This window comes from Altererythrobacter sp. CAU 1644, assembly GCF_029623755.1.
Lineage (GTDB): Bacteria > Pseudomonadota > Alphaproteobacteria > Sphingomonadales > Sphingomonadaceae > Erythrobacter > Erythrobacter arenosus.
Genome location: NZ_CP121106.1, coordinates 874,684 through 896,700 on the forward strand (window position 1 = coordinate 874,684; position 22,017 = coordinate 896,700).

The window sequence follows — 22,017 nt, forward strand, 5'->3', positions numbered from 1 at the left end:
AGAATGATCGAATGACACAGGCCATTATCGCTGGTGGATGTTTCTGGTGCACCGAGGCGGTCTTCCGCGACGTTGTGGGCGTAAGCGAGGTCGAAAGCGGCTATATCGGCGGCACGGTGGAGAACCCGACCTACAAGGAAGTGTGTTCAGGCACGACCGGCCATGCCGAAGCGATCCGCGTCACCTTCGACCCGCACACGATCTCGCTCGCCGAGATCCTCGATGTCTTCATGGGGACGCACGACCCGACGCAGCTCAACCGCCAGGGCAACGATGTCGGCACGCAATACCGCAGCGCGATCTTCCTCAGCGACGACCTCGCCCATGACGACGCCGAAGCGGCGATCGCCCGCTGGAATAGCGAGCATTCGGGCCAGAACGCGGTGACCACGATCGAAGGCCCGGCCAAATGGTATCCGGCCGAAGACTACCACCAGGAGTATTGGGAAGGCGAAGGCCAGCGCAATCCCTATTGCCTGGCGGTGATCCCGCCCAAGCTGATGAAACTGAGGAAGAGCTTCCAGGACAAGGTCAAGGCGGACTGAAGCATCCTCACAAATCCTACGCGATGGAACACATGGAACACGGTCCAAGGCTGAAAAGCCCCTTTCCGTGACTGTAGCGGCCCAAACTGTGGCGTTACGCGCACAAGTGTGACTCTGGGACGCCCAATGTGTCAGCTTATTCGGCCGAAGTGTGACCCACCGGCGCATACGCTTTCGCCAGTTGCCAATGCTTGCCGGGGATGATGTTGACACGATGAAAGAGCCGGTGCTGCGTCACACGAGAGCGCGCAGCACAACGAACCATGGCACTGCCGGCGACGAGTAGGAAAGCTCGAACGTCTCTTTACGACCCAATTGCGGACATCCCGTCAGCATGGGCTTTGAGAACGTCGCTGGTAATCGCGAATAATCCCGTTCGGTCCAAACACAATCCGAATGACCGGCCTGCCACCACTCCAGATCACTCGATAGAAGTGCTCCTTGCCGCCGCTTAACTGCCACTCGCCCTCAGCAACCGATGCAACCATCGGAATTCTCAGGACCATGCCCACTTTGTGTTGCTCATATCGAAGGGGGAGAATTTCAGAGCTAGGTCCAATCCGAACACCAGCCCGCTCGACGCTCAAATGAGGTGCGTCGGGTGCGACGTAACATCCCAACACAGGAGCAGGGTCAACAGCGTCCGGTTCAGGGAAGTCTGCGCATCCGAATAGAACCAGTGCCCCTGCAAGGTACAAAAGTTGTTTGACCATAGAGCTTGAAGCGTAACGTTGGTCAAATGCCAGTCAATGTCCGCTTTCCACCCCATCTCAGACATTAGGAAGTTGAAAATCGGGCATGTCTTCTTACGATCCTGGTTGCGATCAGTCAGGACTTTTAGCCGAAAGGGCGAAACGAACCTCAAGCGCTCGAACATGAGCGACCGGCTGTTCATCGACTGAAAGGGGTTCCGTAACCTGCATTCCCTTTAGTTGCTGACAGGCAGCAATTCCGTAGCCTGCTTTGACATCAACTTGCTTGAGTGCGGCGCAATCTGCCACAGTACCCGTTGGATCGATGGCGACATTGACCCGCTGATCGACAAAATCGTGGTCAACTTCCGGTAAAGCCTCGACGTCAAAAGTGACCATCGGCCAAGCGACGATTTGAGATTCTCGGGCTGACTCCAGTTGTGGAGGCCGCGACCCGCGCCTAGCAATTGTGCCTACCACTGTGAATGTGATTTCCGATGCAACAAGCCGATCAATTTGCATTCCTTGCTCCGAGCCCGCCAAGACGTATTTGATAAATGCACGGACGACCCCGTAGGTATTTTCGCCGACCTCGCTTTGCGCTGGCGTAAATCTGGCGTTGCGCTGAAGGTTACAAATGTCTTGGCCCAGCTCATTAGCGCCGACAACAGTCAGCACTACGCAACTCAATCGCTGACCTTTGGGGTCAACAGCAATTTCAACGAGGGCAGCTGCTGACTGACCATTGAGCATGGCATCGCGTGGATAAGAACCATAGTCCGGTTCAATCGCAGGCGCGGTTAGCATGCCGCTGGCTGCGGCTAAGAGAGAAATCATTGATTAGATTTACTGCAGAAATCTAAGGAGCACAATTTCCGCTTCCCACCCAATTGCGGACATCACTCGTCAATCCGGATGTCTCGCTAGAAGCGCGCGCTGATCGCCAGGATCAGCAAGACCAGAGACACGGTGCAGGCAAGTGTTCGCAGGTGGTTCCAGAGTGTCCACCTGGCCAGATATGTGGCCCACATCGCTTCCCCGTCAGGCCCCTTTGCATCGGTGGCCTCCAGCCGATTGTTGAGCGGAACATTGCCTGCGACCGTCACGACAAACATGCCGAGGACGTAGAGACCGCTCCCCAGCAGCGCCCATCCTGCACCGGGCACTGACGGCTCCAGCAGGGTCAATACTACCAGCGCGGCCGCGGCGAGCGAGCTTGCGAAGAATATCGGCAGGAAAATCGATTTCAGGATCACGCGATTGATCGACTGCATCGCGAGCATTCCGGCCGGGGCGGCGATTTCATCCAGCGATCGCATCACGAAAGTAGAGAAGGTGAAATAGACCCCGGCCATAATCGCAACCGAGATGACGGTGAACCAGAGCAAACCATCGATCACAACTCCCACAATACCCTCCTTCGCAGCGCGTCCCTCCTTCCCAGACTATCAAGCCTCGCCGCGAGCGCCAAACCGGCGCACCCGGTCTGGAATTCCAAGCGATGGCGCAATTGCTTTGCGTGCAGGCAGAAAGCGGATAGCCAAGGGCCATGCCCGGGCCCACCGACAAAGCCTATACCTTCGATCACGCGGTGAGCGCTGACGGCTCGGTCGCGTTCCGCTGTTCGCAGGATGTCGATGAGTGGCGTTGGCTCGAGCTTCCCGCATGGCATCCGGTTGCGATGCAAACGATAAACTATTGGGTCTCGGTCGAATGCTCGGCGGCGCGCGAGACGTTGGATCGCGACAAGTGGAGCGCGCTCACCTGGATGGATTGGAAAGTCGGCGATTTCGCGGCCGGAATTCCGGCGCGCGGCGAGATGGAAAACGCCGGCATCGATGGCGAAGTCGGGTTCGCAATCCGGCTCTATGACACTGCCGACCGGCTGATCTACTCGAGCCGCGGCAAGGGCGTGGTGTTCCGCACCCGCGATTTCGAGGGCTGGCGCAAGGAAGCCAAGACCAGCCTGCTCGGCAAGGTTCCGCATGGCGACTTCAGCTATGCCGATCCGGCATCACTGGGCATCGGGCCGCACGAGTTCCCGCTGATCTCGCCCGTTCGGAGCGACGCCCAGCCCTATGTCGACGCACTCGTCACGCGCGACAATGGCATGCCCCCTGCGGCGCGCTACATGAGCGGCTCGGGCGACCATGTGAATGCGACCCACCTTGCCGAATGCGCTCGCCAGTTCGTCGCCGCGCTGACCGGCAATCCCGCTGTGCGGTTTCCCCGAGGCGAGATCCGCTTCACGCGCTACGTCGAACTCGGGGCGCCATTTCGGATTGAGCTCCTGTCGCGAGAAGGGAGCGTAATCACGCTTTCGGTCGAACAGGGCGGCAAGCCCTGCACCGCGATTAAGCTGGTCGCAGCCTAGGGTTTGCGCCAGCGGGCGATGAAGAATCCGTCGAGTCCGCCCTGGGCCGCGAGCATGCCGGGATCGGTGCGGAGCCAGCCTTCCGGCGAAGGTTCGATGCCTGCAGGCAGCTCGTCCGCAGAGATCGGCATGGGTTCGAGCGCGACCCTTGCCGCCTGCTCCTCGCCCTCTTCGCGTTCGAGCGAACACACCGCGTAGACGAGCACGCCACCCGGCTTGAGCCACTGCGCCGCCCGCTCGAGCAAGGCCTGCTGTATCTCGGCCATCTCCGCGATCTGGCGCGGCCCGATGCGATGGAGCACGTCGGGGTGGCGCCGGCAGGTGCCGGTCGCGGTGCACGGCGCGTCGATCAGCACCGCGTCGAACTTGTGCTTGGGCTCCCACGTCAGGGCATCGGCTCTGACCGGCGAGGCGCCGAGGCCGGTCCGCTTGAGGTTCTGGCGCAGCACATCGAGCCGCCGCTTGCTGAGGTCGAGCGCGGTGACGTTCCACCCGGCCGCGGCGAGCTGCATGGTCTTGCCCCCCGGCGCTGCGCACAGGTCGAGCGCGTGGCGACCTTCGCCCTGTCCCAGCAACCGCGCGGGCAGCGAAGCGGCGAGGTCCTGCACCCACCATTCGCCGTCTCGGTAACCTTCGATCTTCTCGACCGCTTCGCCGCGCGACAGGCGCACATGCCCCGGCGCCAGGCTGTCGCCACCCAACTGCAATGCCCAATGCGCGGCTCTTTCGGCATCCTTCAGAGTCAGGTCGAGCGACGGCGGCTCGACCAGCCCCTTAGCAATCTCGCCCGCGCGGTCGCCCCAGCGCGCCGCCACATGCTCCGGCAGGGTTGGCGCCGCGGGAAGCGAGACGTCCTGCTTGGCCAGCGTCGAGAACACGCCATGCGCGAGACGGCGCGGGCCACCGCTCAGCAAGGGCAGGCAGGTCGCGATCACCGCGTGCGGCGGCGTTTCGAGCCGCAGCCATTGCGCCAGCATCAGCCGCAGCACGCTGCGCGCCTTGGCATCGTGGGGCAGTCGTTTCTGGGTCGCGCTGTCGATCAGCATGTCGAGATCGACCAGCCAGCGCAGCGCCTCATTGGCGATAGCGAGCGCGAGCGCCTTGTCCGGCCCTTCGCGCAGGCTGCGGATTGCATTGCGCCCGGCCACCTCCAGCGTTTCGCCGCGATGGAGCACCGCGTCGATCATCTGGAGCGCGGCGCGGCGCGCGGGAAATCCGGGGGTGTGGGCCATCGCGCGCGCCCTACATGGCCTTGCATGTCAGCGCCAGAGCGCACATCTTCTGCCCATGACGACGAAGAAGTCCGAAGCGGCAAAGAATTTTGCCAAGCCCAAGCACTGGAGCAACGAGCCTGCGCCCAAGCCGAAGAAGGGCGAGGTCGAGGAAGAGCTGTCCCCCACCCGCTATGGCGACTGGGAAAAGAACGGCATCGCGATCGATTTTTAGAAGCTCTTGAACGTCACCTTCAGCCCGTCCTTGGGCTTGGGAATCGGCCACGCCTGCCATTCGGGATCGTAGCCCTCGGCAATCTCGATCGAATAGCGTTGCAGCAGCTGCGCCATCAAGATCTTCACCTGCATGTAGGCAAAGTGCAGGCCGAGGCACATATGCGCGCCGCCACCGAACGGCACCCACGCATATTTGTGGCGCTCCTTCACCTTGTCGGGGGTGAAGCGCAGCGGGTCAAACTTCTCGGGCTCGGCCCAGTGCTCGGGATCGTGATGCACCATGTGGGCGCTGATACCCACGCTCGCCCCCGCCGGAATGGTGTAACCGCCGTACTCGAAGCTCTTGAGCGCGCGGCGCGGGGTCGAGGGAACCGGCGGGACGATCCGCAAGGCTTCCTTGAACGCCATCTCGGTCAGGTCGAGCTTGCCTAGATCGTCATAGTCGAGCGGCCGCGGATGGCCGCTTGCGTCGGGACCGCCTGTCACCGCGACGATCTCCTGTCGCAGCTTCTCCTGCCATTCGGGATGCTTGGCGAGGAGATAGATCAGCGACGTTGCCGAGGACGTGATCGTGTCATGCGCCGCCATCATCAGGAAGTTCATGTGATCGACCACCTCGTCGACCGGCAGCAGCGAGCCATCCTCGCGCGTCGCGGTGGCGAACTGGCTGAACATGTCCTGCCCGCCGCCTTCCTTGCGGCGCCGATGGGTTTCCCTGGTGAAATAATCGACCAGGAATTTGCGCCCGTCGACGCCCTTCTTCATCTGCGTGAAGGGTAACGGCGCGCGGACCGGCGCTACCGAGGCCTGCACCATGTCGACGAATGCCTGGTTGATCTTGTCGGCTTCGGGCCCCCACGGGATGCCGATGAAGCTGTCGGCGGCAAGATCGAGCGTGAGCTGCTTGATCGCCGGATAGAACAGCATTTTGTGATCGGCCCAGCCCTTGACCGTCTCGGCAATGCCGCGATTGAGGCTCCCCGAATAATGCCGCATCGGCCCCGGCTTGAAAGCAATCGACAGCGCGCGCCGGTCGATCCGGTGATGATCGAAATCGAGCAGCATCAGCCCGCGCGGAAACAGCCGGTCGAGGATCGGGCCCCAGCCCTGCTCGCTTGAGAAGATCTTGTCGCGATCGAACAGCATCAGCTCGTTGGCGTCCGCCCCGATCAGCGCAACCTGCCAGCCGCCAAAGGCGCGGTTCTTGTAAACCTTGCCGTATTTCTCGACCATTTCCCGGCCGAAACGGTGCGGGTCGGCGAGCATGCGGAAGGTATTGCCGACCACTGGCAAGCCGCCTTCGCCCGGAATGTGTTCGAGCGCTGCGCCAGGCAGGCGATCGCTCCAGTGTTTGAATTCGTGCGCTGCCGGTTCTTGCGGCGGGGCTTCAGCGAGAGTGGCCATCGGAGCTTCCTGGGGGTCGGTTGCGATTACGATACTTACCTAGGTGTAAGTAAATTCTTCGTGCAAATCCAGTCCGGTCGCTTTCCCGGCGCAACTTGTTACTTCCGGCCGAGCCAGCGCGCCCAGTCGATACGCGGAAGCATGACGAGCCCGGCGAGCAGGATGAGTTGGAGCCCGATCCCCACGGGGCTGGTCAGCACCTCCTTGAACGCATCGCCGAGCGAATAGCGTTCGACCAGCCGCGCCGAGCCCCCGTAGATCGAGTAGGACACCAGCCGCCCGGCGAAGAACGCCAGCGTGAAGGGGACCAGCTTGACCCCGGCCAGCCCCGCGGCGGCGAACAGTTGCGCCGACGGCAACGGCGAGAGTGCGAACAGGCCGAGCGCAAGGACCGTGTTGCGGCGCCTCCTCTCGAACGCCTCGCGGGCGGCCGCGAGATTGGCGCGCAGCCGGTCCGAAACATGCTCGCCCCAGAAGCGGAACCCATAGGCCAGCACAAGGCGCCCCAGCGCCGCGCCGAGCGCCCCCACCCCGACCAGCGCCGCCAACGGCAAATCGGTATTGATCCCGAACAGCACGATGATCGACCAGGTCGGCGGGCCGAAGGCAGGCAGCAGGTTGATCGCGAACACCGCGAGGAAGAACAGCAGTAGCTCGCTGGCCATTACGCGTGCGTCGTTTGGTAAAGGCTGCGCAGCGGCATGCGTCAGATCCAGCCGGACAGCTCGCGCCGCGCTATCGCTTCAAGCATCGCCATGCCCGGGTCCGAAGTATTGAGGCAGGTGAGCACGGCGTAGTCCTTCCCGCCCGCTTCGCTGAATTGCTCGCGCCCGGCGATCGCCAGCTCCTCCAGCGTTTCTACGCAATCGGCGGAAAATCCAGGGGCCGCGACGGCGAGCCGCCGGGTCCCTGCAGTAGCTTCGGCAGCCAGTGTCGTATCGGTTGCGGGCTCGAGCCATTGAGCCCTGCCGAAACGCGACTGGAAAGTGGTCACGATCCGCAGGCCCGGCCGGGCGAGCCGTTCGCCCAGCAGGCGCGCGGTCTTCTGGCAGTGGCAGTGATAGGGATCGCCCAGTTCGAGCGTGCGCTGCGGCATTCCGTGGAAGCTCAGCAGCAGGACCTCGGGCTCGAACGAAAGAGCGGCGAGTTGCACCGCGAGATCGGTTTCAAGCGCGTCGATATAGGCCGCGTCGTCGTGATAGGGCGGCAGGAACCGCAGCGCAGGCTGCCAACGCAACTTCGCCATCGCTCGCGCGACCTCGTCGAACACGGTGGCGGTCGTCGCCGCGCAATATTGCGGATACAGCGGCGCAATCAGGATGCGGTCGCAACCGGCCGCCTGCAGCTGGGCAAGCTCGTCGCGGATCGCGGGTTTGCCGTAACGCATCGCATGACGCACGAGTACGGCGTGACCCAACTTCGCCTGCAGCCCCTCCGCCTGTTCGCGGGTGATCGCGGCGAGCGGCGAGCCCTTGTCGGTCCACACCTTGCGATAGGCCTCGGCGCTCTTCTTCGGCCTCGTGTTGAGGATAATCCCGCGCAGGATCGGCTGCCACGCGATCGGCGGGATTTCGACCACCCGCCGGTCCGACAGGAACTCGGCGAGGTAGCGCTTCACCGCACCCGGTTCGGCTGCATCCGGCGTGCCGAGATTGACCAGCAGCAATCCGACCCGGCCGCTCGAAACGGGCGGGTGATCGGAGGGAAGTCGTTGCGCCTGCCAGGTCATAATCCCTCATCCGATAGCAATGGCAGGCGCCGCAAGCGCAGACCGGTGGCCGAGAACAGCGCGTTGGCGATGGCGGGCGCCGCCACCACCGCGCCGAGTTCGCCGGGATCGAAAGGTTCGGCCTCGCTCTGGATGAAGTCGACCTCGATCTCGGGGCTGTCGGCAAGCGTCGGCAGGTTGAGCGCCGCCAACCGCTGCGCCACCGGCAGACCGGCGCGGTAGCGCGCGCTGGCGCCCATCGCCATGGCGAGCCCGAACACCAGCCCGCCTTCGATCTGCTGGCGCGCGAGGTCGATATTGACGATCCGCCCGATGTCGACCGCCGCGGTCAGCCTGGTCACCCGCACACCGCCTTCGCCCGCGCGAGCCGAGGCGATGCAGGCGATCCGCCCGCCGGTTTCGGAATCGCCCATCCGATGGCAGGCGATGCCCTGCCCGCTCTGGTCGACCCCGCCGCCCCAATCGGCGAGGCGCGAGGCGCGTTGCAGGCACTGCACCAACCGCACGTCGTCGCCCAGCATCTCGATGCGATAGGACAGCGGTTCGCGTCCGCTCTCGCTGGCAACCTCGTCGACGAAGCTCTCCATGGCGAAAGCGGTGTAGCCATGGGCATTACCGCGCATGCGCGAACAGGGCAGCCCGATCTCGACCGGAACGTGTTCGACCGACACATGGCCGATGCCATAGGCGGGCATCGCGCCTTCGCAGGCCAGCGCGTCGGCCCTGCCCTCGCTGTCGCGGATTGCCGCCCAGCTGGTCTTGTTCTCGAACAGGCGCTTGCCGAACTCGATATTGGCAGGGGGCGTGGCGATCCGCGCTTTCATCGCCTCGATCCGCCCCTGCCCGTCGTTGCTGATCTGCGCGGTGAGCAGCAGGTGCGCCGGTTGGCGCGGACGCGTCATCACCTGTTCCTGCCAGCGCGACCACACCAGTTGGACCGGACGACCGATTTCGCGGGCAATCAGGGCGACCTCGATCGCGTGGTCATGCTCGAGCCGCCGGTCGAAACTGCCGCCTGCGGGCATGGGAAACAGCACAACGTCGCGCAACCTCAGGCCCAGCGCCTTGGCCGCAGCTTCGCGCGCACGTTCGGGGGCCTGGCTCGCGATCCACAGTTCCAGCCGGTCGCCGTCGAACCGCGCGGTCGCGCTGGCGGTTTCAAGCGTCGCGTGGACCCCGGGGTCGATTTCGTAGCGGCGCGCAATGTCGGCCTTGCCACCGCTCGAATAGCCGTCCCCTCGGACCGCGATCGAGTGCGCCTCGCCCCGGCGCAGGCCGTCGTCGAGGCGCTGGGTGATATCGTCGCTGTCGACCAGGTGCTCGACCCGGAAACGTGCACCGATCTGGTCGAGCGCCTTTTCGGCCGACCACCAGTTGTCGGCCACCACGGCAAGCCAGCGATTGCCCTCCACCGCCGCCACGATCCCGCGAATGCCGCGCGTGTTGTAGGGATTGAAGTCGACCAGTTCCGCCTTGTCGAGCGGGCCATGCCTGATGGCCGCATAGACCATGTTGGGCAGCCGGACGTCGCCCGCAAACTGGTGCGTCCCGTCGACCTTCGACGGCAGGTCGAGCCGCGGGAAAGCGCTGATCGCGTCGGCCTCACCCGGCAGGCCCTCTTCGCTGGGCGCATCGGGCCGCAGCGGCGGTGGATCGGGGGGATCGTAATCGCTTGCCTCTTCGGCCAGTTCGGCGAAGCTCAGGCGATTGTCGCCGTGCAACACGAAGCCATAGCGCGCCTCGCACTCCTCCCACGCCACTCCCCAACGATCCGCCGCCGCCTGCGCCAGCATGGTGCGCGCCGCCGCGGCCGCCTCGCGGCACGGCATTTCATAGGCTGCCAGCGTCGTACCATCGGCGGTCGCGGTAAACCGCTTCCCGCGCGCGAAACGCTCGGCCAGCAGTTCGTCGGGATCGTCGGCCAGCGACGGGAACAGCGGATCCCACAGCGCCGACCAGCGCGCGGCCAGCGGGACATTGCCATAGGTGCCGCTGACCGGCGCGGGCTCGACCGCGATCTGGCGCCAGTCGGCACCGAGTTCGGTGGCGATGATCTGCGGCAGCAGGGTCGTGACGCCCTGTCCCATCTCGAGCTGCGGCACCGCGACGGAAACGACCCCGTCGCTGCCGATCTTGAGCCAGGCATCGAACACGAATTCGTCCCGGCCCGCCTGCAGGGGATTGGGATAGGCGCGCGGAAAGAGCGACCAGGCCAGAACCACTCCGCCGCCGATTGCGGCCCCGGTCAGCAGGCGGCGGCGCGTAAGGTCCATCGCCTAGGCCGCCTCCCGGGCCAACCAGTCGGCGATGCGATCGGCGATCGCGCGAAACGCGGCCCCGTCCTCACTCTCCCCGGCTGCCGAAGGCTCGCCCTTGTCGCCTGCCTCACGGATCGGGAGCGAGAGAGGTATGCGCCCGAGGAAAGGCAGTTCGAGCCTCGCAGCTGCCGTTTCGACTCCGCCCTTGCCAAAGGGATCGGACACTTCGCCGCAATGCGGACAGGCATAGCCCGCCATGTTTTCGACCAGCCCGATGATCGGCACCCCGCCGGTGTCGAACAACTGCCCTGCGCGGGCCGCGTCGATCAATGCGAGGTCCTGCGGAGTCGAGACCAGCACCGCCCCATCGGGCTTGTGCTTCTGCAGCATCGAAAGCTGCACGTCGCCCGTGCCCGGCGGCAGGTCGATCAACAGCAGTTCGGTGTCGCCCCAATCGGCATCGACCAGTTGCGACAGCGCGTTCCCGGCCATCGGGCCCCGCCATGCCAGTGCCTGGCCCTGCTTCACCAGGTGGCCCATCGAGAGTACCGGCACGCCGAAACGGCTGTCGATCGGGATCAGCTTGTCATTTTCCGCGCGGGGCTTCTCGCCCTCAGTGGCGAGCAGCTTGGGCTGCGACGGACCGTAGATGTCGGCATCGACCACCCCGACCTTTAATCCCTTGCGCTGCAGCGCGACTGCCAGATTGGTCGTCAGCGTCGACTTGCCGACGCCGCCCTTGCCCGAGCCGATCGCGATCAGCCGGCGGCGGACCTTGTCGGCCATCATCGCCACGCGCACTTCGGCAACGCCTTCACGGCCCTCTAGTGCCGCGCTGATTTCCTGTTCCGTCGCGGCCCGCGCGGCAGGCGAAAGCCCGCTCGCATCGACCACCACGACCGCCCGCTCGCCCACCATTCGCGCAGATTTGACACGACCCGCGAGTTCGGCGGGCAGGCAGGCAATCATTTGCTCCTGGTTCATCGGCTGCGGCCTTCTCACATCGAATCGGCCCGCGCCAGCCCTCAATTGCCGTTTTGGCCCGTCTTTCCGCTCCACCTGTCCAACTTTGTCGATTGCGCGCGTTGTTTGTCGTTTGGACCCTGTTTTTCGTGAATTCGCTTCCTATAAGGGGGTTATGCAGATTTTCGACGGCTTCAGAAAAGCAATCGGGTTGGCAATGGCTGGCGGCAAGAGTCCCTGGGGAGGGGGTGCAGGCGGCGGCGGTTCCAACGGGGGCGACAGTGGCGAGACGGGCGGAGACACGCCCGGAGAGCAGGAATCGCCATCCGGCGGGAGCGGCAGCGGCGATGGGCCGCGCAACCCCTGGCTTCCTGGCGGAGGTTCCGGCGATCGCGGCAAGCGTCGCTCGGCCAGCATCGAAGACATCTTCAAGAGCCGCGGTCCCGAAGGCCCGCGACGCCGCAAGGGCGGCGGTGGCGGTCCGAACGGCCCCAGTTTTCGCCTTCCGCAACGCCCCGACGGGCGCAGCTGGACGCCCCTGATCCTTGCCGCCGTAACGGCGATCTGGATCCTCACCACCGGCGTTCACTTCGTCCAGCCGCGCGAGCAGGGCATCGTGACCTGGTTGGGCGGGCGCTATTCCAGTACGCTCAACCCGGGCACCAACTTCACCCTGCCCTGGCCGTTCCAGCAGGTAACGGTCGAGAACGTTAGCCAGATTCGCTCGGAGAAAATCCCCGACGGGACGCAGGAGAAGCTGATCCTCACCGCCGACCAGAACCTGGTCGACCTCAGCTACCTGATCCGGTGGAACATCTCAGACCTTTCGCTCTACCAATTCCAGCTCGAGGATCCGCGGGACACCCTGCTGGAAGTCGGCGAATCGGCGATGCGCGCCGCGGTGGCGAAGCAGGCGCTCGACACGGTCCTGACGGGTGCCGGCCGCGCCGAGATCGAGCAGGACGTGCGCGAACGCATGCAGGCCCGGCTCGATGCCTACCGCTCTGGGATCGCCGTCCAGGGTATCGAAATCAACAAGACCGATCCGCCCAGCCGGGTGGAAGAAGCCTTCAAGGACGTGTCCTCGGCCCAGCAGGATGCCGACGCGGCGATGAACCGCGCCCGCGCCATCGCGCAGCAATTGCTTGCCCGCGCCCAGGGTGATGCGACCGAGTTCAACAACATCTACGCGGAGTACAAGCTTGCGCCCGAAGTGACCCGGCGCCGGCTCTATTACGAAACCATGGAAAGCGTTCTTTCGAAGACCGACAAGACCATCGTCGAGGCCGACGGGGTGACGCCTTTCCTCCCGCTTCCCGAAGTGCAGCGTCGCACCCGCGCGGCGCGTGAAGAAGCAGGAGGGCAGCAGTGATGGATAGCGCCTGGCAGAACTACAAGGCCCCGATCATCGCCGCCATCGCGTTGCTGATCGCCTTGCTCAGCAGCTTGGTGATCGTGCCCGAAACCCACCAGGCGGTGGTGATCCGCACCGGTGAACCGGTTCGCACCATCAACCGCTTCAAGCCCGATGTGCCCTACGGCCAAACCGGTGCCGGGGTGCAGTGGCGGATTCCGTTCCTCGAGCAGGTGCAGGTGATCGATCGCCGGGTGCTCGACCTCGACATGGAACGCCAGCAGGTGCTGTCGAACGACCAGCAGCGTCTGCAGGTCGACGCCTATGCCCGCTATCGGATCATCGATCCGGTGCGGATGGTGGAACGCGCGGGAACCGAGGAACAGCTCGAATCCGCGCTGCTCCCGATCCTTACCTCGGTCTTGCGGCAGGAGCTCGGGCGGCGCCCGTTCGTGTCGCTGATCAATGCCGAACGCGGTACGGCAATGCGCAATATCACCGCCGCTTTCGACCGGCAGGCGCGGCAATATGGCGCGCAGGTGCTCGACGTGCGGATCAAGCGCGCCGACCTTCCCGAGGGGCGCCCGCTCGACGCCGCCTTCATCCGGATGGAAACCGACCGCCAGGAAGAAGCCGCGACGATCCGCGCCGCAGGTCAGCGCGACGCGCAGATCATCCAGGCCGAAGCACAGGCCGAAGCCGCACGGATCTACGCCGAGGCCTATGGCAAGGACCCGGAATTCTACGACTTCTACCGCGCGATGGAGAGTTACCGCCGCACTTTCGAGCAGGGCACGGGCGACAGTTCGATGATCCTGTCCGAAGACAGCGAGTACTTCAGGCAGTTCCGTGGGCGTCGCTGACGCCTGCGAAAATGCCGGGAACCGGCTCGACGAAATGTCGATTTGACGCTGTCGATGACATGTGTCGTTCAATCGCCGTTCAGTCGCCGATGCCGTAAAATGTCGGGCAGATGAGTACCGGATTTCGCCGCGCGGCGACGCGCGTGTGAAGGAAGATTTGACAAGAGGAAGAGACGCCAGTGCGCTACGTATATGGATTGACAACCGCATTGCTGCTCGGCGGGGCCACCGCCACACTTGTAACCGGATATCCGGCCGGCGCGCAGGTCGCGCAGAATGACGAAAGCCAGATGGCGCGCGTCGTCCCGCGCGATGGCGCGCCCGAGAGCTTCGCCGACCTGACGGCCCAGCTCCAGCCCGCGGTGGTCAACATCGCCACCCGGCAGCGGATCGAGGTGCAGCCCAACAATCCCTTCGCGGGCACGCCGTTTGCCGACCTATTCGGGCGCCGCAACCAGCAGCAGCAACAGCCGACCACCCGCGAGGCGCAGTCGCTCGGCTCGGGTTTCATCATCTCGTCGGACGGATACGTCGTCACCAACAACCACGTGGTGAGCCCCGACAATCGCGCGACGCTCGAAGAAATCACCATCACCATGCCCGACGGAACCGAATATGACGCGGACCTCGTGGGCGCCGACGCGGCTTCCGACCTTGCCGTGCTCAAGATCAACAGCAACAGGACCTTCCCGTTCGTCAAGTTCGGCGACAGTTCGAAGGCGCGCCCGGGCGATTGGGTGGTTGCGATCGGCAACCCCTTCGGCCTCGGCGGTACGGTGACCAGCGGGATCGTCTCCGCGGTCTACCGCAACACCGGTTCGGGCGGGGCGTACGACCGCTACATCCAGACCGATGCGAGCATCAATCGCGGCAATTCGGGCGGTCCGCTGTTCGACATGCAGGGCAATGTCATCGGCATCAACAACGCGATCTTCTCGCCTTCGGGCGGCAGCGTCGGCATCGGCTTTGCCATCCCCGCCGAAATCGCTGCGCCGATCGTCGACCAACTGCGTGCGGGCGAGGAAATCGAGCGTGGCTTCCTCGGTGTCAGCATCCAGCCGGTCAATGACGATCTTGCCGACTCGCTCGGCCTGCCGCGCAATCGGGGCGAATTTGTCCAGACCGTGCAGAGCGATGGCGCAGCCGACCGCGCCGGTATTCGTGCCGGCGACGTCGTCACCAAGATCAACGGCCAGGACGTGACCAGCGACCAGACGCTGTCCTTCCTCGTCGCCAACATCAAGCCGGGCACACGCATCCCGATCGAGCTCTATCGCGATGGCCAGCGTCGCACGGTAACCGCGACTGTCGGCAAACGGCCGAGCGAGAACGAACTGCGCCAGCAGCAGATGTTCGATCCCGATGCCGAACCCGACCAGGCGCCCGAAGCCGATAGCGGCGCCATCGAGGACAAGCTGGGCCTGCAGGTCCTGCCGATGACCGCGCAGATCGCGCGCCAGCTGGGTGTGGGCGAAGATACGACCGGGCTGGTGATCGGCGCCGTCGATCCCAATGCCGATGCCGGGCGCAAGGGCCTGCAGCGGGGCGATATCATCCTCACCGCCAACTACCGCGAGATCGCGACCATCGAAGACCTTGAAGCAATCGTGGCCGACGCAGAGCGCGCTGATCGCGAAGCGGTGCTGCTGCGGATCCAGCGCCGCGGACGCCCGGCGCAATATGTTGCGGTGCGCCTGCGCTAAGAGGCATTGCCAAGCCAAATAAGCAGGGCGCCCTGGTCATCGGCCTGGGCGCCCTTTCTTTTTCAATGCCTAGAAAGCCAGGTGCCTATTCGCGTCGCTGCTCGCGCGCGCGTTCGGATGGCCTGATCGTGCGCGGCATGGGCGGTTCGGACGGCAATTGCTGACCTGTCGCGCGCTCGAGGAAGTCGTCACTTGCAGCCTGTCCGCTCTCGCCACCTGGCTGGCCCGGTTGCCGCAATCGGTCACCCGGCAGCTGTTCGCCCTCGACCGGGAACGGCACCTCGCCCGGCTGCTGCTCGCGGCGTCCCGGCTCGATCAGGTTACCCTGCTCATCGATGAAGTAGTAGTCGTCCGGATCGCCGAAAAAATACTCGTCATCGGGTTCGAGTTGCCATTCGGGAAGCTGGAGCTCGGTGTCGAATTTCTCGACCGGGCGATCCTTGACCGCGTAGCGCATGTAGGCCGCAAAGGCCTGCGCCGGCGCGCGCCCTCCCTGCAGCCCCGGCACGCGCTTGTTGTCGTCGCGGCCCATCCATACGCCGGTGGTAATACCGGAGGAGAAACCGACGAAATAGCCGTCCTTGTTCGAGCTGGTCGTGCCGGTCTTGCCAGCCACGGGACGGCCGATCTGCGCCGCGCGGCCGGTGCCGGTGTTGACCGCGGTCTGCAACAGATCGGTCATGCCGGCCGCGACATAGTCGGGCACCAGCTTGCTGGTGCGGCTGCGCTTGTGTTCGTAGATGGTCTCGCCATCCGCCGTCGTGACCTTGGTGATGCCGAAGGGCTCGACCGATGTGCCCTTGGCCGAGACGGCGGCAAAGGCGCGGGTCATGTCGAGCAGTCGCACTTCGGAAGACCCGAGCACCATCGAGGGATAGGTCGAAATCGAGGTCGTGATGCCGAACCGGCGCGCCATCGATGCGACCGTGCCGAAGCCGACCTCGTTGCCGAGCTGCGCCGCGACCGTGTTAATCGAATAGGCAAAGGCCGTGCGTAGGTCGATCTCGCCTGCATTGCGGCCCGAATTGTTGCGCGGGCTCCAGCCATTGATCGTCACCGGCGTATCGACCACCCGGTCATCGGGCGTGTATCCCGCCTCGAGCGCCGCGAGATAGACGAACAGTTTCCACGAGGAACCGGGCTGACGCATCGCATTGGTGGCGCGGTTGTAATTGGTCTGCACGTAATCGGTCCCGCCGACCATCGCCAGGATCGCACCATCGCGATCGAGGCTGACCAGCGCGCCCTGCGCGCCGTCCGGGGTGTTCGACTTGATCGAGGCCGTCGCCGCCTGCTGCATACCCACGTCGATCGTGGTCCAGACCTCGATCGGTTCGAAGGTCTCGGGCAGCAGGATGTCGAGTTGCGGGAGAGCCCAATCGGTGAAGTAGCGCACCGAATTCTCGCCCTTGCTCTTCTTGAGCTTGACCGCGTCGACGTCGACATTCGCTTCGGCCGGGCTGATGTATCCCTGCTCCTGCATCAATTGCAGCACGACGCGGGCACGCCCCACCGCGGCATCGACATCGGCCGTGGGCGAATAGCTCGATGGCGCCTTGACCAGGCCGGCAATGATCGCCGCTTCGGCGGTCGAAAGCTCGGTTGCAGGGTGGCTGAAGAAATTGCGGCTGGCGCTGTCGATGCCATAGGCTCCGCCGCCGAAATAGACCTTGTTGAGATAGAGCTCGAGGATCTGCTCCTTCGAGAATTTCCATTCGAGCGCCATCGCCAGCACCGCTTCGCGCAGCTTGCGGTCGAGCGTGCGGTTGTTGTTGAGGAAGATGTTGCGGGCGAGCTGCTGAGTGATGGTCGAGGTACCGCCAATGCGCTTGTCGCCGGTGAAGCTTTCCACCACTGCCCCGGTCAGGCGGATCGGATCGAAGCCGAAGTGCGAGTAGAACCGGCGATCCTCGACCGCGACCATCGCATTCTTCATCGTGCTGGGGATTTCGTTGTATTCGAGCCATTCGCCGAAACTTGGCCCCAGTTCGACGATCTCGGTGCCATCGCGCGCGCGCACGAGGATGGTCTGGGCGTTCTGGGTCGCCCTGAGCTGGTAGAAACTGGGGATCGAGCGCGCGGCGAAGCCGACTGCTACCGCTAGGAACAGCGCCCCGACCAGCGCGGCAAGGCCGCCCCACAGCACGATCTTCTTCGCCCAGCGCTTGACCGGAGACTGGTCTCCGCCGCGACCACCGCGGCCTCCACCACCTCTGCCGCCGCGCTTGCGCGATTGCTTGCGCGCTTGCTCGGCGGCGTGGCGCTCGCCGGCCACACGGCGGCTGCCGCGCTTCATGCGCATCTGTGCTCCGCGCTTGGAATTCACCGCTCGCCCGTCATCCGTTTTTCGCCACCTTCAGGCCGCCCTGCATAGGCCAGTTGTAACCCCGCGTGAACGGCCCGAGGTGCGCTATTCCTCTTCTTTCGCGTCGAAGTCGAGCGATAGGGAATTGATGCAATAGCGCAGACCGCCCTGGTCCTGCGGTCCATCGGGAAAAACATGGCCCAGATGCCCGCCGCATTCGGCGCATAGCACCTCGGTGCGGATCATGCCGTGCGTGGTATCGCGCCGTTCCTCGACCTTGCCGCCCTCGGCAGGCCGGGTGAAGGCAGGCCAGCCGCAGCCACTGTTGTATTTTGTATCGCTTTCGAACAGCACCGTGCCGCAGCCGGCACAGCGATATTCGCCGTCCTCGTAATGCTTGTCGTACTGGCCGGTGAAGGCGCGCTCGGTCCCCGCTTCGCGCAGGACGTGATACTGCTCCGGGGTCAGCCGCTCGCGCCATTCGGCCTCGCTCAGGTGCTTGGGATCATCGGCCATGGCGCGCTCCTTACATATCCATTTCGGCGTAATGCGCCGGCGGCTGGATCACTTCCATCCGCTCGGTCAGCAGTGGGCGGAAGCTCGGCCGGCTCTTGAACACGGCGTACCAGCCGCGGGTTTGCTCGTGCCCTGCCCAGTCGATCCCGCCGAGATAATCGGCCACCGAAATCTGCGCAGCGGCGGCAAGATCGGCGAGGCTCATCTGCGAGCCGGCCAGCCACGGGCGATTATCGATCAGCCAGTCCATGTAATCGAGGTGACCATGCGCCAGCTTCATCGCCTGTCGCAGCGCGCCGGAATCAGGGGGCTGGCGCAGAACCAGCCGCTTCTTCATCCGTTCCGAGAGCAGCGGCGCGGTAACGTCGGTGTAGAAGTTCTCGTCGAACAGCGCGACGAGGCGGCGGATTTCTGCGCGGTTAGCAGCCGTGCCATTGATCATCGGTGTCTTGTCGACTGTCTCTTCGAAATATTCGGCGATTGCGCGGCTGTCAGCCAGGACCAGTCCGCGTTCGGCATCTTCGATGACAGGGGTCCGCCCGGCGGGATTGAGATTCCAGAACTCGTCGCCAGAGGCCCAGGGGTCTTCACGAACGAGTTCGAAGGCGACGCCCTTCTCGCCAAGCAGGAGCCTGATCTTGCGACTGAATGGACAAAGCGGGAATTGGTAAAGGCGCCACATGCTGGCCGATACCAATGCCTCAGCCGGAACGCTCCGTCTACCGGAATCGCTGGAAAATCAGGGTAGGTTGCCGTCCCGAATGATCAGGAATCGGGCAGCCGGGCGAGTTCCTCGCTCATGGTTTCCGACAGGCTCTTTAGCATCGGCCGCAGCGCCTCGAGGCTTTTCGCCATGCCCGCCATCATTCCCATTGCCTGCGGCAGGCGTTCGGCGATCACGCCGGGCAGTTCCTCTGCCCGCGGGCCGGCGATTTCGCCAAGCGTGGTTTCGGGATGAACGTCGGCCGGATCTTCACCCGTCGCCTCGGCCATGGCTTCCATCAGTGGCGCAACGCGCACGCTGAGCAGCACATGGCTCATCGCCTCGACCATCCCGGCCAAACGCTCCTGTTCGGCAGGGTCGGCCAGTTTTTCGGTCAGGGATTGAACCGGTACTTCCTCAACAGGTTCGACTTCCTGAGCGGCCAACGCAGCAGGGCTGGCGAGCGCGATGGCACTGGCAGCGGCGGCGAGTTTGATCGGACGCATGAACGATTCTCCGGCAGTTCAGGATGGGGAGCAGATAGCTGAACGAGGCTTTCTTGAGCCTGAACCGCGTCTAGAGCCCCGAACTCTCGAGCATGACGAGACAGGCCGGCATCACATCGTCGATCTCGTCCTTGTCCCACAGTTTCTGCGCCTCGGCGGAAACCAGCCTTCCGATACCCTCGCGGTCGAGCCCGGTTTCATCCATCAGTCCGGCCAGTGCGCGGACAAAGAACTCGCGCCCGCGTTCCGACACATCGGGCCACTTCTTCGCCGCCTCGTTGCCATTGTCCTGGCCGTGCGAGACGAGCGCGAAGGCGGCTGCGCAGCGCAGCTTGGCCTGCGCCTCGAGCGATAGCGCTGTCTCGACCGAGGCAGCAGCGGTCGGCATGGCAAGGGCGAGAATCGCCGCAGCGATGGTGGGGTTGGTCATGTCGGCCTGCCTAATCCGGTTTGCCTTAACGGACCACGACGAACTTCGCTTGTGGCGAATCGCTGGATGCGCCTATTCAGAAGATCGGTTTCAAAGGAGAACCCAATATGTTCAGTCATGTCATGGTCGGTGCCAACGATATCGAGGCCTCGAAGAAGTTCTACGACGCGGTGCTCGGCGTGCTCGGTGCGGGCGAGCCGATGCGCGATGAGAAGGAAGATGGCACGGTCCGCCTGTTCTACCCATGCAATGGTGGCATGTTCGGCATATCGACACCGATCGACAAGCAGCCCGCGACCTGCGGCAACGGCTCCACCATCGGATTTGCCTGCGACAGCCTCGAACAGGTGAAGGCCTTCCATGATGCCGGCGTTGCCAATGGCGGCACCTCGATCGAAGACCCGCCGGGTCCGCGCCAGGGCAGCATGGGCACGCTCAACCTGGCCTATGTCCGCGACCCTGCGGGCAACAAGCTCTGCGCGCTACACCGCGCCGGTTGATCCGCCGTTTGGCTAGCGGCTGAGCAGGAACACCGCGAATTCGGCGCGCCAATTCGCGCCGAGACTGCCGACCGGGCGCTCGCGGGTGAAGAACCAGCTTTCTTCCACCCGCACGCCCTTGTCGGCTAGCAGCTCGCGAAAATCGCGCACCGTCACATGGTGGATGTTCTGCGTTGCATACCAACTTACCGGCAGGGCGCGTGTCACCGGCATGCGCCCGCCGAACATCAGCGCCGAGCGGGTGCGCCAGTGCGCGAAATTCGGGAAGCTCACGAAGGCCTGCCGCCCGACGCGCAGCAATTCGTCGAGCATCCGGTCGGGCCGCTCGGCGGTTTGCAGTGTTTGCGACAGGATCGTGTAGTCGAACGCCTTGTCGGGATAGTCGGCGAGGTCGCGGTCAGCATCGCCCTGAACCACCGACAGCCCGCGCGACACGCAGCGCTCAACGCAGCTCGCATCGATCTCGATCCCGCGCGCATCGCAGGCGGATTCGCGCTCGAGCACCGCCATCAGGTCGCCATCGCCGCAACCGATATCGAGCACGCGGCTGCTCGGCGCGATGTGGCTGGCGATCACCGCCAGATCGGGGCGCAGCGCGCTGGTCTTGTCCGGGCTCATTCGAGGAACCCCTTCATAACGCGGTCGAGCGCTGGCACGTCGAGCAGGAAACTGTCGTGTCCGAAGGGCGCCGAGAGCTCGACGAAGCTGACCGGCGCCCCGGCAGCGTTGAGCGCATGGACGATGTGGCGGCTTTCCGCCGTCGGGTAAAGCCAGTCGCTGTCGAAGCTGACTAGGCAGAAGCGCGCTTTCGAGCCGGCGAAGGCATCGGCCAGCAGCCCGCCATGCTCCTCCGCGAGGTCGAAATAGTCCATCGCGCGGGTGATGTAGAGATAGCTGTTGGCGTCGAAGCGCTGGGTGAAGCCGCTCCCCTGGTAACGCAGATAGCTTTCGACCTGGAAATCCGCGTCGAAGCCGAAGCTCTTGGCGCCCTTGGTGCCGTCCGGGCGATCCTGCAGGCGACGACCGAATTTCTCGGTCAGTCCTTCCTCGGAAAGGTATGTGATGTGCGCGGCCATGCGCGCCACGGCGAGCCCGTTGTCGGGCGCGCAATCCTCGCCATAGTAATTGCCATCGCGCCAATTGGGGTCGGCCATGATTGCCTGCCGCCCGACCTCGTGAAAGGCGATATTCTGCGCCGAATGCCGCGCGGTCGAGGCGATCACCAGCACCCGCGCGGCCCGTTCGGGGAAATTGGCCGCCAGGCTCAGTGCCTGCATGCCGCCCATCGACCCGCCGATCACGGTGTGGAGCTGCGCGATCCCCAGCCCGTCGAGCAGCGCCACGAGCCCGCGCGTCATGTCGCGGATCGTGATGACCGGGAAGCGCATCGCATAGGGCTGGCCGTCGCTCGCCAGCGAGGCGGGGCCGGTCGAACCCATGCAGCTGCCGATCACATTGGCGCAGATGACGTGAAACCGGTCGGTGTCGATCACCTTGCCGGGCCCCACCATCCGTTCCCACCAGCCCGGCTTGCCGGTAATCGGGTGGTTGCTGGCGACATACTGATCGCCCGTCAGCGCGTGGCAGATCAGGATGGCGTTGGATTTGTCCGCCGCCAGCTCGCCATAGGTCTCGTAAGCGATCTCGACGCCCGACAGCACCTGTCCGCTGTCGAGCGGCAGGTCTTCATTGAGGCGCAGGGATTTCGAGGTCGCGGTCAAAGC

At 64.4% G+C, this 22,017-nt stretch carries 22 protein-coding genes; 7 read left to right on the forward strand and 15 right to left on the reverse strand.

Features of this window, described 5'->3' with window-relative positions:
• The first annotated feature begins 11 nt into the window (after positions 1–11).
• Positions 12–545 carry a peptide-methionine (S)-S-oxide reductase MsrA gene (gene msrA / locus P7228_RS04340; protein ID WP_278016990.1) on the forward strand — a complete coding sequence of 178 codons (534 nt, stop codon included), beginning with the start codon at positions 12–14 and terminating at the stop codon, positions 543–545.
• Between the two features lie 824 nt (positions 546–1,369).
• On the opposite strand, the gene P7228_RS04345 is transcribed toward msrA, so the two are convergent.
• Together P7228_RS04345 and P7228_RS04350 are read right to left on the reverse strand one after the other, a co-directional pair.
• On the reverse strand, positions 1,370–2,074 hold the full coding sequence (locus tag P7228_RS04345) for a TonB family protein (protein WP_278016991.1): 705 nt from the start codon (positions 2,072–2,074) through the stop codon (positions 1,370–1,372).
• A gap of 86 nt (positions 2,075–2,160) precedes the next feature.
• Positions 2,161–2,646 (reverse strand): anthrone oxygenase family protein, encoded by a 486-nt coding sequence (locus P7228_RS04350; RefSeq protein ID WP_278016992.1) that lies wholly within the window; start codon positions 2,644–2,646, stop codon positions 2,161–2,163.
• Between the two features lie 140 nt (positions 2,647–2,786).
• Here P7228_RS04350 and P7228_RS04355 point away from each other — a divergent pair, with 140 nt between their 5' ends.
• The gene (locus P7228_RS04355) at positions 2,787–3,611 is read left to right on the forward strand and encodes a hypothetical protein (protein ID WP_278016993.1); all 825 of its coding nucleotides are present in this window, start codon (positions 2,787–2,789) and stop codon (positions 3,609–3,611) included.
• Here P7228_RS04355 and P7228_RS04360 read toward each other — a convergent pair.
• Positions 3,608–4,843 carry an RsmB/NOP family class I SAM-dependent RNA methyltransferase gene (locus P7228_RS04360; RefSeq protein ID WP_278016994.1) on the reverse strand — a complete coding sequence of 412 codons (1,236 nt, stop codon included), beginning with the start codon at positions 4,841–4,843 and terminating at the stop codon, positions 3,608–3,610. The two genes, P7228_RS04355 and P7228_RS04360, sit on opposite strands and share 4 nt — an antisense overlap.
• A 55-nt stretch (positions 4,844–4,898) precedes the next feature.
• Between P7228_RS04360 and P7228_RS04365 the strand changes: the two genes are divergently transcribed.
• Positions 4,899–5,057: a DUF1674 domain-containing protein gene (locus tag P7228_RS04365; protein WP_278016995.1), complete on the forward strand. Its 159-nt coding sequence runs from the start codon at positions 4,899–4,901 to the stop codon at positions 5,055–5,057.
• Here the strand turns inward: P7228_RS04365 and P7228_RS04370 are convergent.
• The 5 genes from P7228_RS04370 to P7228_RS04390 all read right to left on the reverse strand — a co-directional run bounded on the left by P7228_RS04370 (position 5,054) and on the right by P7228_RS04390 (position 11,434).
• Positions 5,054–6,463, reverse strand: a complete 1,410-nt coding sequence (locus tag P7228_RS04370) for a cytochrome P450 (protein ID WP_278016996.1) — start codon at positions 6,461–6,463, stop codon at positions 5,054–5,056. The genes P7228_RS04365 and P7228_RS04370 overlap by 4 nt on opposite strands.
• A 98-nt stretch (positions 6,464–6,561) precedes the next feature.
• Positions 6,562–7,128: a hypothetical protein gene (locus tag P7228_RS04375; protein WP_278016997.1), complete on the reverse strand. Its 567-nt coding sequence runs from the start codon at positions 7,126–7,128 to the stop codon at positions 6,562–6,564.
• A gap of 41 nt (positions 7,129–7,169) precedes the next feature.
• Positions 7,170–8,192: a ferrochelatase gene (gene hemH, locus P7228_RS04380; RefSeq protein WP_278016998.1), complete on the reverse strand. Its 1,023-nt coding sequence runs from the start codon at positions 8,190–8,192 to the stop codon at positions 7,170–7,172.
• Complete coding sequence (locus P7228_RS04385) at positions 8,189–10,465, reverse strand: xanthine dehydrogenase family protein molybdopterin-binding subunit (RefSeq protein WP_278016999.1); 2,277 nt, start codon at positions 10,463–10,465, stop codon at positions 8,189–8,191. The genes hemH and P7228_RS04385 overlap by 4 nt, the downstream gene beginning before the upstream one ends.
• 3 nt (positions 10,466–10,468) lie before the next feature.
• The gene (locus tag P7228_RS04390; protein WP_278017000.1) at positions 10,469–11,434 is read right to left on the reverse strand and encodes an Mrp/NBP35 family ATP-binding protein; all 966 of its coding nucleotides are present in this window, start codon (positions 11,432–11,434) and stop codon (positions 10,469–10,471) included.
• Between the two features lie 196 nt (positions 11,435–11,630).
• On the opposite strand from P7228_RS04390, the gene hflK reads away from it, so the two are divergent.
• The 3 genes from hflK (at position 11,631) to P7228_RS04405 (ending at position 15,333) form a co-directional block, all read left to right on the forward strand.
• Entirely contained in the window at positions 11,631–12,785 is a 1,155-nt protein-coding gene (hflK, locus tag P7228_RS04395; RefSeq protein WP_278017001.1) for a protease modulator HflK, read from the forward strand.
• On the forward strand, positions 12,785–13,630 hold the full coding sequence (hflC, locus tag P7228_RS04400) for a protease modulator HflC (RefSeq protein ID WP_278017002.1): 846 nt from the start codon (positions 12,785–12,787) through the stop codon (positions 13,628–13,630). The genes hflK and hflC overlap by 1 nt, the downstream gene beginning before the upstream one ends.
• A gap of 179 nt (positions 13,631–13,809) precedes the next feature.
• Entirely contained in the window at positions 13,810–15,333 is a 1,524-nt protein-coding gene (locus tag P7228_RS04405) for a Do family serine endopeptidase (RefSeq protein ID WP_278017003.1), read from the forward strand.
• An 85-nt stretch (positions 15,334–15,418) separates the two neighbouring features.
• Here P7228_RS04405 and P7228_RS04410 read toward each other — a convergent pair whose 3' ends face one another.
• The 5 genes from P7228_RS04410 to P7228_RS04430 form a co-directional block, all read right to left on the reverse strand.
• Positions 15,419–17,629 (reverse strand): transglycosylase domain-containing protein, encoded by a 2,211-nt coding sequence (locus P7228_RS04410; protein WP_278017703.1) that lies wholly within the window; start codon positions 17,627–17,629, stop codon positions 15,419–15,421.
• 114 nt (positions 17,630–17,743) lie between these two features.
• Complete coding sequence (gene msrB / locus P7228_RS04415) at positions 17,744–18,154, reverse strand: peptide-methionine (R)-S-oxide reductase MsrB (RefSeq protein WP_278017004.1); 411 nt, start codon at positions 18,152–18,154, stop codon at positions 17,744–17,746.
• Between the two features lie 10 nt (positions 18,155–18,164).
• Positions 18,165–18,836: a glutathione S-transferase family protein gene (locus P7228_RS04420; protein WP_278017005.1), complete on the reverse strand. Its 672-nt coding sequence runs from the start codon at positions 18,834–18,836 to the stop codon at positions 18,165–18,167.
• Between the two features lie 83 nt (positions 18,837–18,919).
• On the reverse strand, positions 18,920–19,363 hold the full coding sequence (locus P7228_RS04425) for a hypothetical protein (protein WP_278017006.1): 444 nt from the start codon (positions 19,361–19,363) through the stop codon (positions 18,920–18,922).
• Positions 19,364–19,433: 70 nt separating this feature from the next.
• Entirely contained in the window at positions 19,434–19,793 is a 360-nt protein-coding gene (locus P7228_RS04430) for a hypothetical protein (RefSeq protein ID WP_278017007.1), read from the reverse strand.
• Positions 19,794–19,900: 107 nt separating this feature from the next.
• Between P7228_RS04430 and P7228_RS04435 the strand changes: the two genes are divergently transcribed.
• Positions 19,901–20,293 carry a VOC family protein gene (locus tag P7228_RS04435; protein ID WP_278017008.1) on the forward strand — a complete coding sequence of 131 codons (393 nt, stop codon included), beginning with the start codon at positions 19,901–19,903 and terminating at the stop codon, positions 20,291–20,293.
• Between the two features lie 12 nt (positions 20,294–20,305).
• On the opposite strand, the gene metW is transcribed toward P7228_RS04435, so the two are convergent.
• Both metW and metX read right to left on the reverse strand, forming a co-directional pair.
• Entirely contained in the window at positions 20,306–20,911 is a 606-nt protein-coding gene (metW, locus tag P7228_RS04440; RefSeq protein ID WP_347402855.1) for a methionine biosynthesis protein MetW, read from the reverse strand.
• On the reverse strand, positions 20,908–22,014 hold the full coding sequence (gene metX, locus P7228_RS04445) for a homoserine O-acetyltransferase MetX (RefSeq protein ID WP_278017009.1): 1,107 nt from the start codon (positions 22,012–22,014) through the stop codon (positions 20,908–20,910). The genes metW and metX overlap by 4 nt, the downstream gene beginning before the upstream one ends.
• Between the last annotated feature and the right edge of the window lie 3 nt (positions 22,015–22,017).

Excerpts from the sequence above, each read along its gene's own strand:
- msrA (WP_278016990.1), top strand. The coding sequence starts at position 12 with ATGACACAGGCCATTATCGCTGGTGGATGTTTCTGGTGCACCGAGGCG.
- P7228_RS04345 (WP_278016991.1), bottom strand. The coding sequence starts at position 2,074 with ATGATTTCTCTCTTAGCCGCAGCCAGCGGCATGCTAACCGCGCCTGCG.
- P7228_RS04355 (WP_278016993.1), top strand. The coding sequence starts at position 2,787 with ATGCCCGGGCCCACCGACAAAGCCTATACCTTCGATCACGCGGTGAGC.
- P7228_RS04360 (WP_278016994.1), bottom strand. The coding sequence starts at position 4,843 with ATGGCCCACACCCCCGGATTTCCCGCGCGCCGCGCCGCGCTCCAGATG.
- P7228_RS04365 (WP_278016995.1), top strand. The coding sequence starts at position 4,899 with ATGACGACGAAGAAGTCCGAAGCGGCAAAGAATTTTGCCAAGCCCAAG.
- P7228_RS04370 (WP_278016996.1), bottom strand. The coding sequence starts at position 6,463 with ATGGCCACTCTCGCTGAAGCCCCGCCGCAAGAACCGGCAGCGCACGAA.
- P7228_RS04375 (WP_278016997.1), bottom strand. The coding sequence starts at position 7,128 with ATGGCCAGCGAGCTACTGCTGTTCTTCCTCGCGGTGTTCGCGATCAAC.
- hemH (WP_278016998.1), bottom strand. The coding sequence starts at position 8,192 with ATGACCTGGCAGGCGCAACGACTTCCCTCCGATCACCCGCCCGTTTCG.
- P7228_RS04385 (WP_278016999.1), bottom strand. The coding sequence starts at position 10,465 with ATGGACCTTACGCGCCGCCGCCTGCTGACCGGGGCCGCAATCGGCGGC.
- P7228_RS04390 (WP_278017000.1), bottom strand. The coding sequence starts at position 11,434 with ATGAACCAGGAGCAAATGATTGCCTGCCTGCCCGCCGAACTCGCGGGT.
- hflK (WP_278017001.1), top strand. The coding sequence starts at position 11,631 with ATGGCTGGCGGCAAGAGTCCCTGGGGAGGGGGTGCAGGCGGCGGCGGT.
- hflC (WP_278017002.1), top strand. The coding sequence starts at position 12,785 with ATGGATAGCGCCTGGCAGAACTACAAGGCCCCGATCATCGCCGCCATC.
- P7228_RS04410 (WP_278017703.1), bottom strand. The coding sequence starts at position 17,629 with ATGAAGCGCGGCAGCCGCCGTGTGGCCGGCGAGCGCCACGCCGCCGAG.
- msrB (WP_278017004.1), bottom strand. The coding sequence starts at position 18,154 with ATGGCCGATGATCCCAAGCACCTGAGCGAGGCCGAATGGCGCGAGCGG.
- P7228_RS04420 (WP_278017005.1), bottom strand. The coding sequence starts at position 18,836 with ATGTGGCGCCTTTACCAATTCCCGCTTTGTCCATTCAGTCGCAAGATC.
- P7228_RS04425 (WP_278017006.1), bottom strand. The coding sequence starts at position 19,363 with ATGCGTCCGATCAAACTCGCCGCCGCTGCCAGTGCCATCGCGCTCGCC.
- P7228_RS04430 (WP_278017007.1), bottom strand. The coding sequence starts at position 19,793 with ATGACCAACCCCACCATCGCTGCGGCGATTCTCGCCCTTGCCATGCCG.
- P7228_RS04435 (WP_278017008.1), top strand. The coding sequence starts at position 19,901 with ATGTTCAGTCATGTCATGGTCGGTGCCAACGATATCGAGGCCTCGAAG.
- metW (WP_347402855.1), bottom strand. The coding sequence starts at position 20,911 with ATGAGCCCGGACAAGACCAGCGCGCTGCGCCCCGATCTGGCGGTGATC.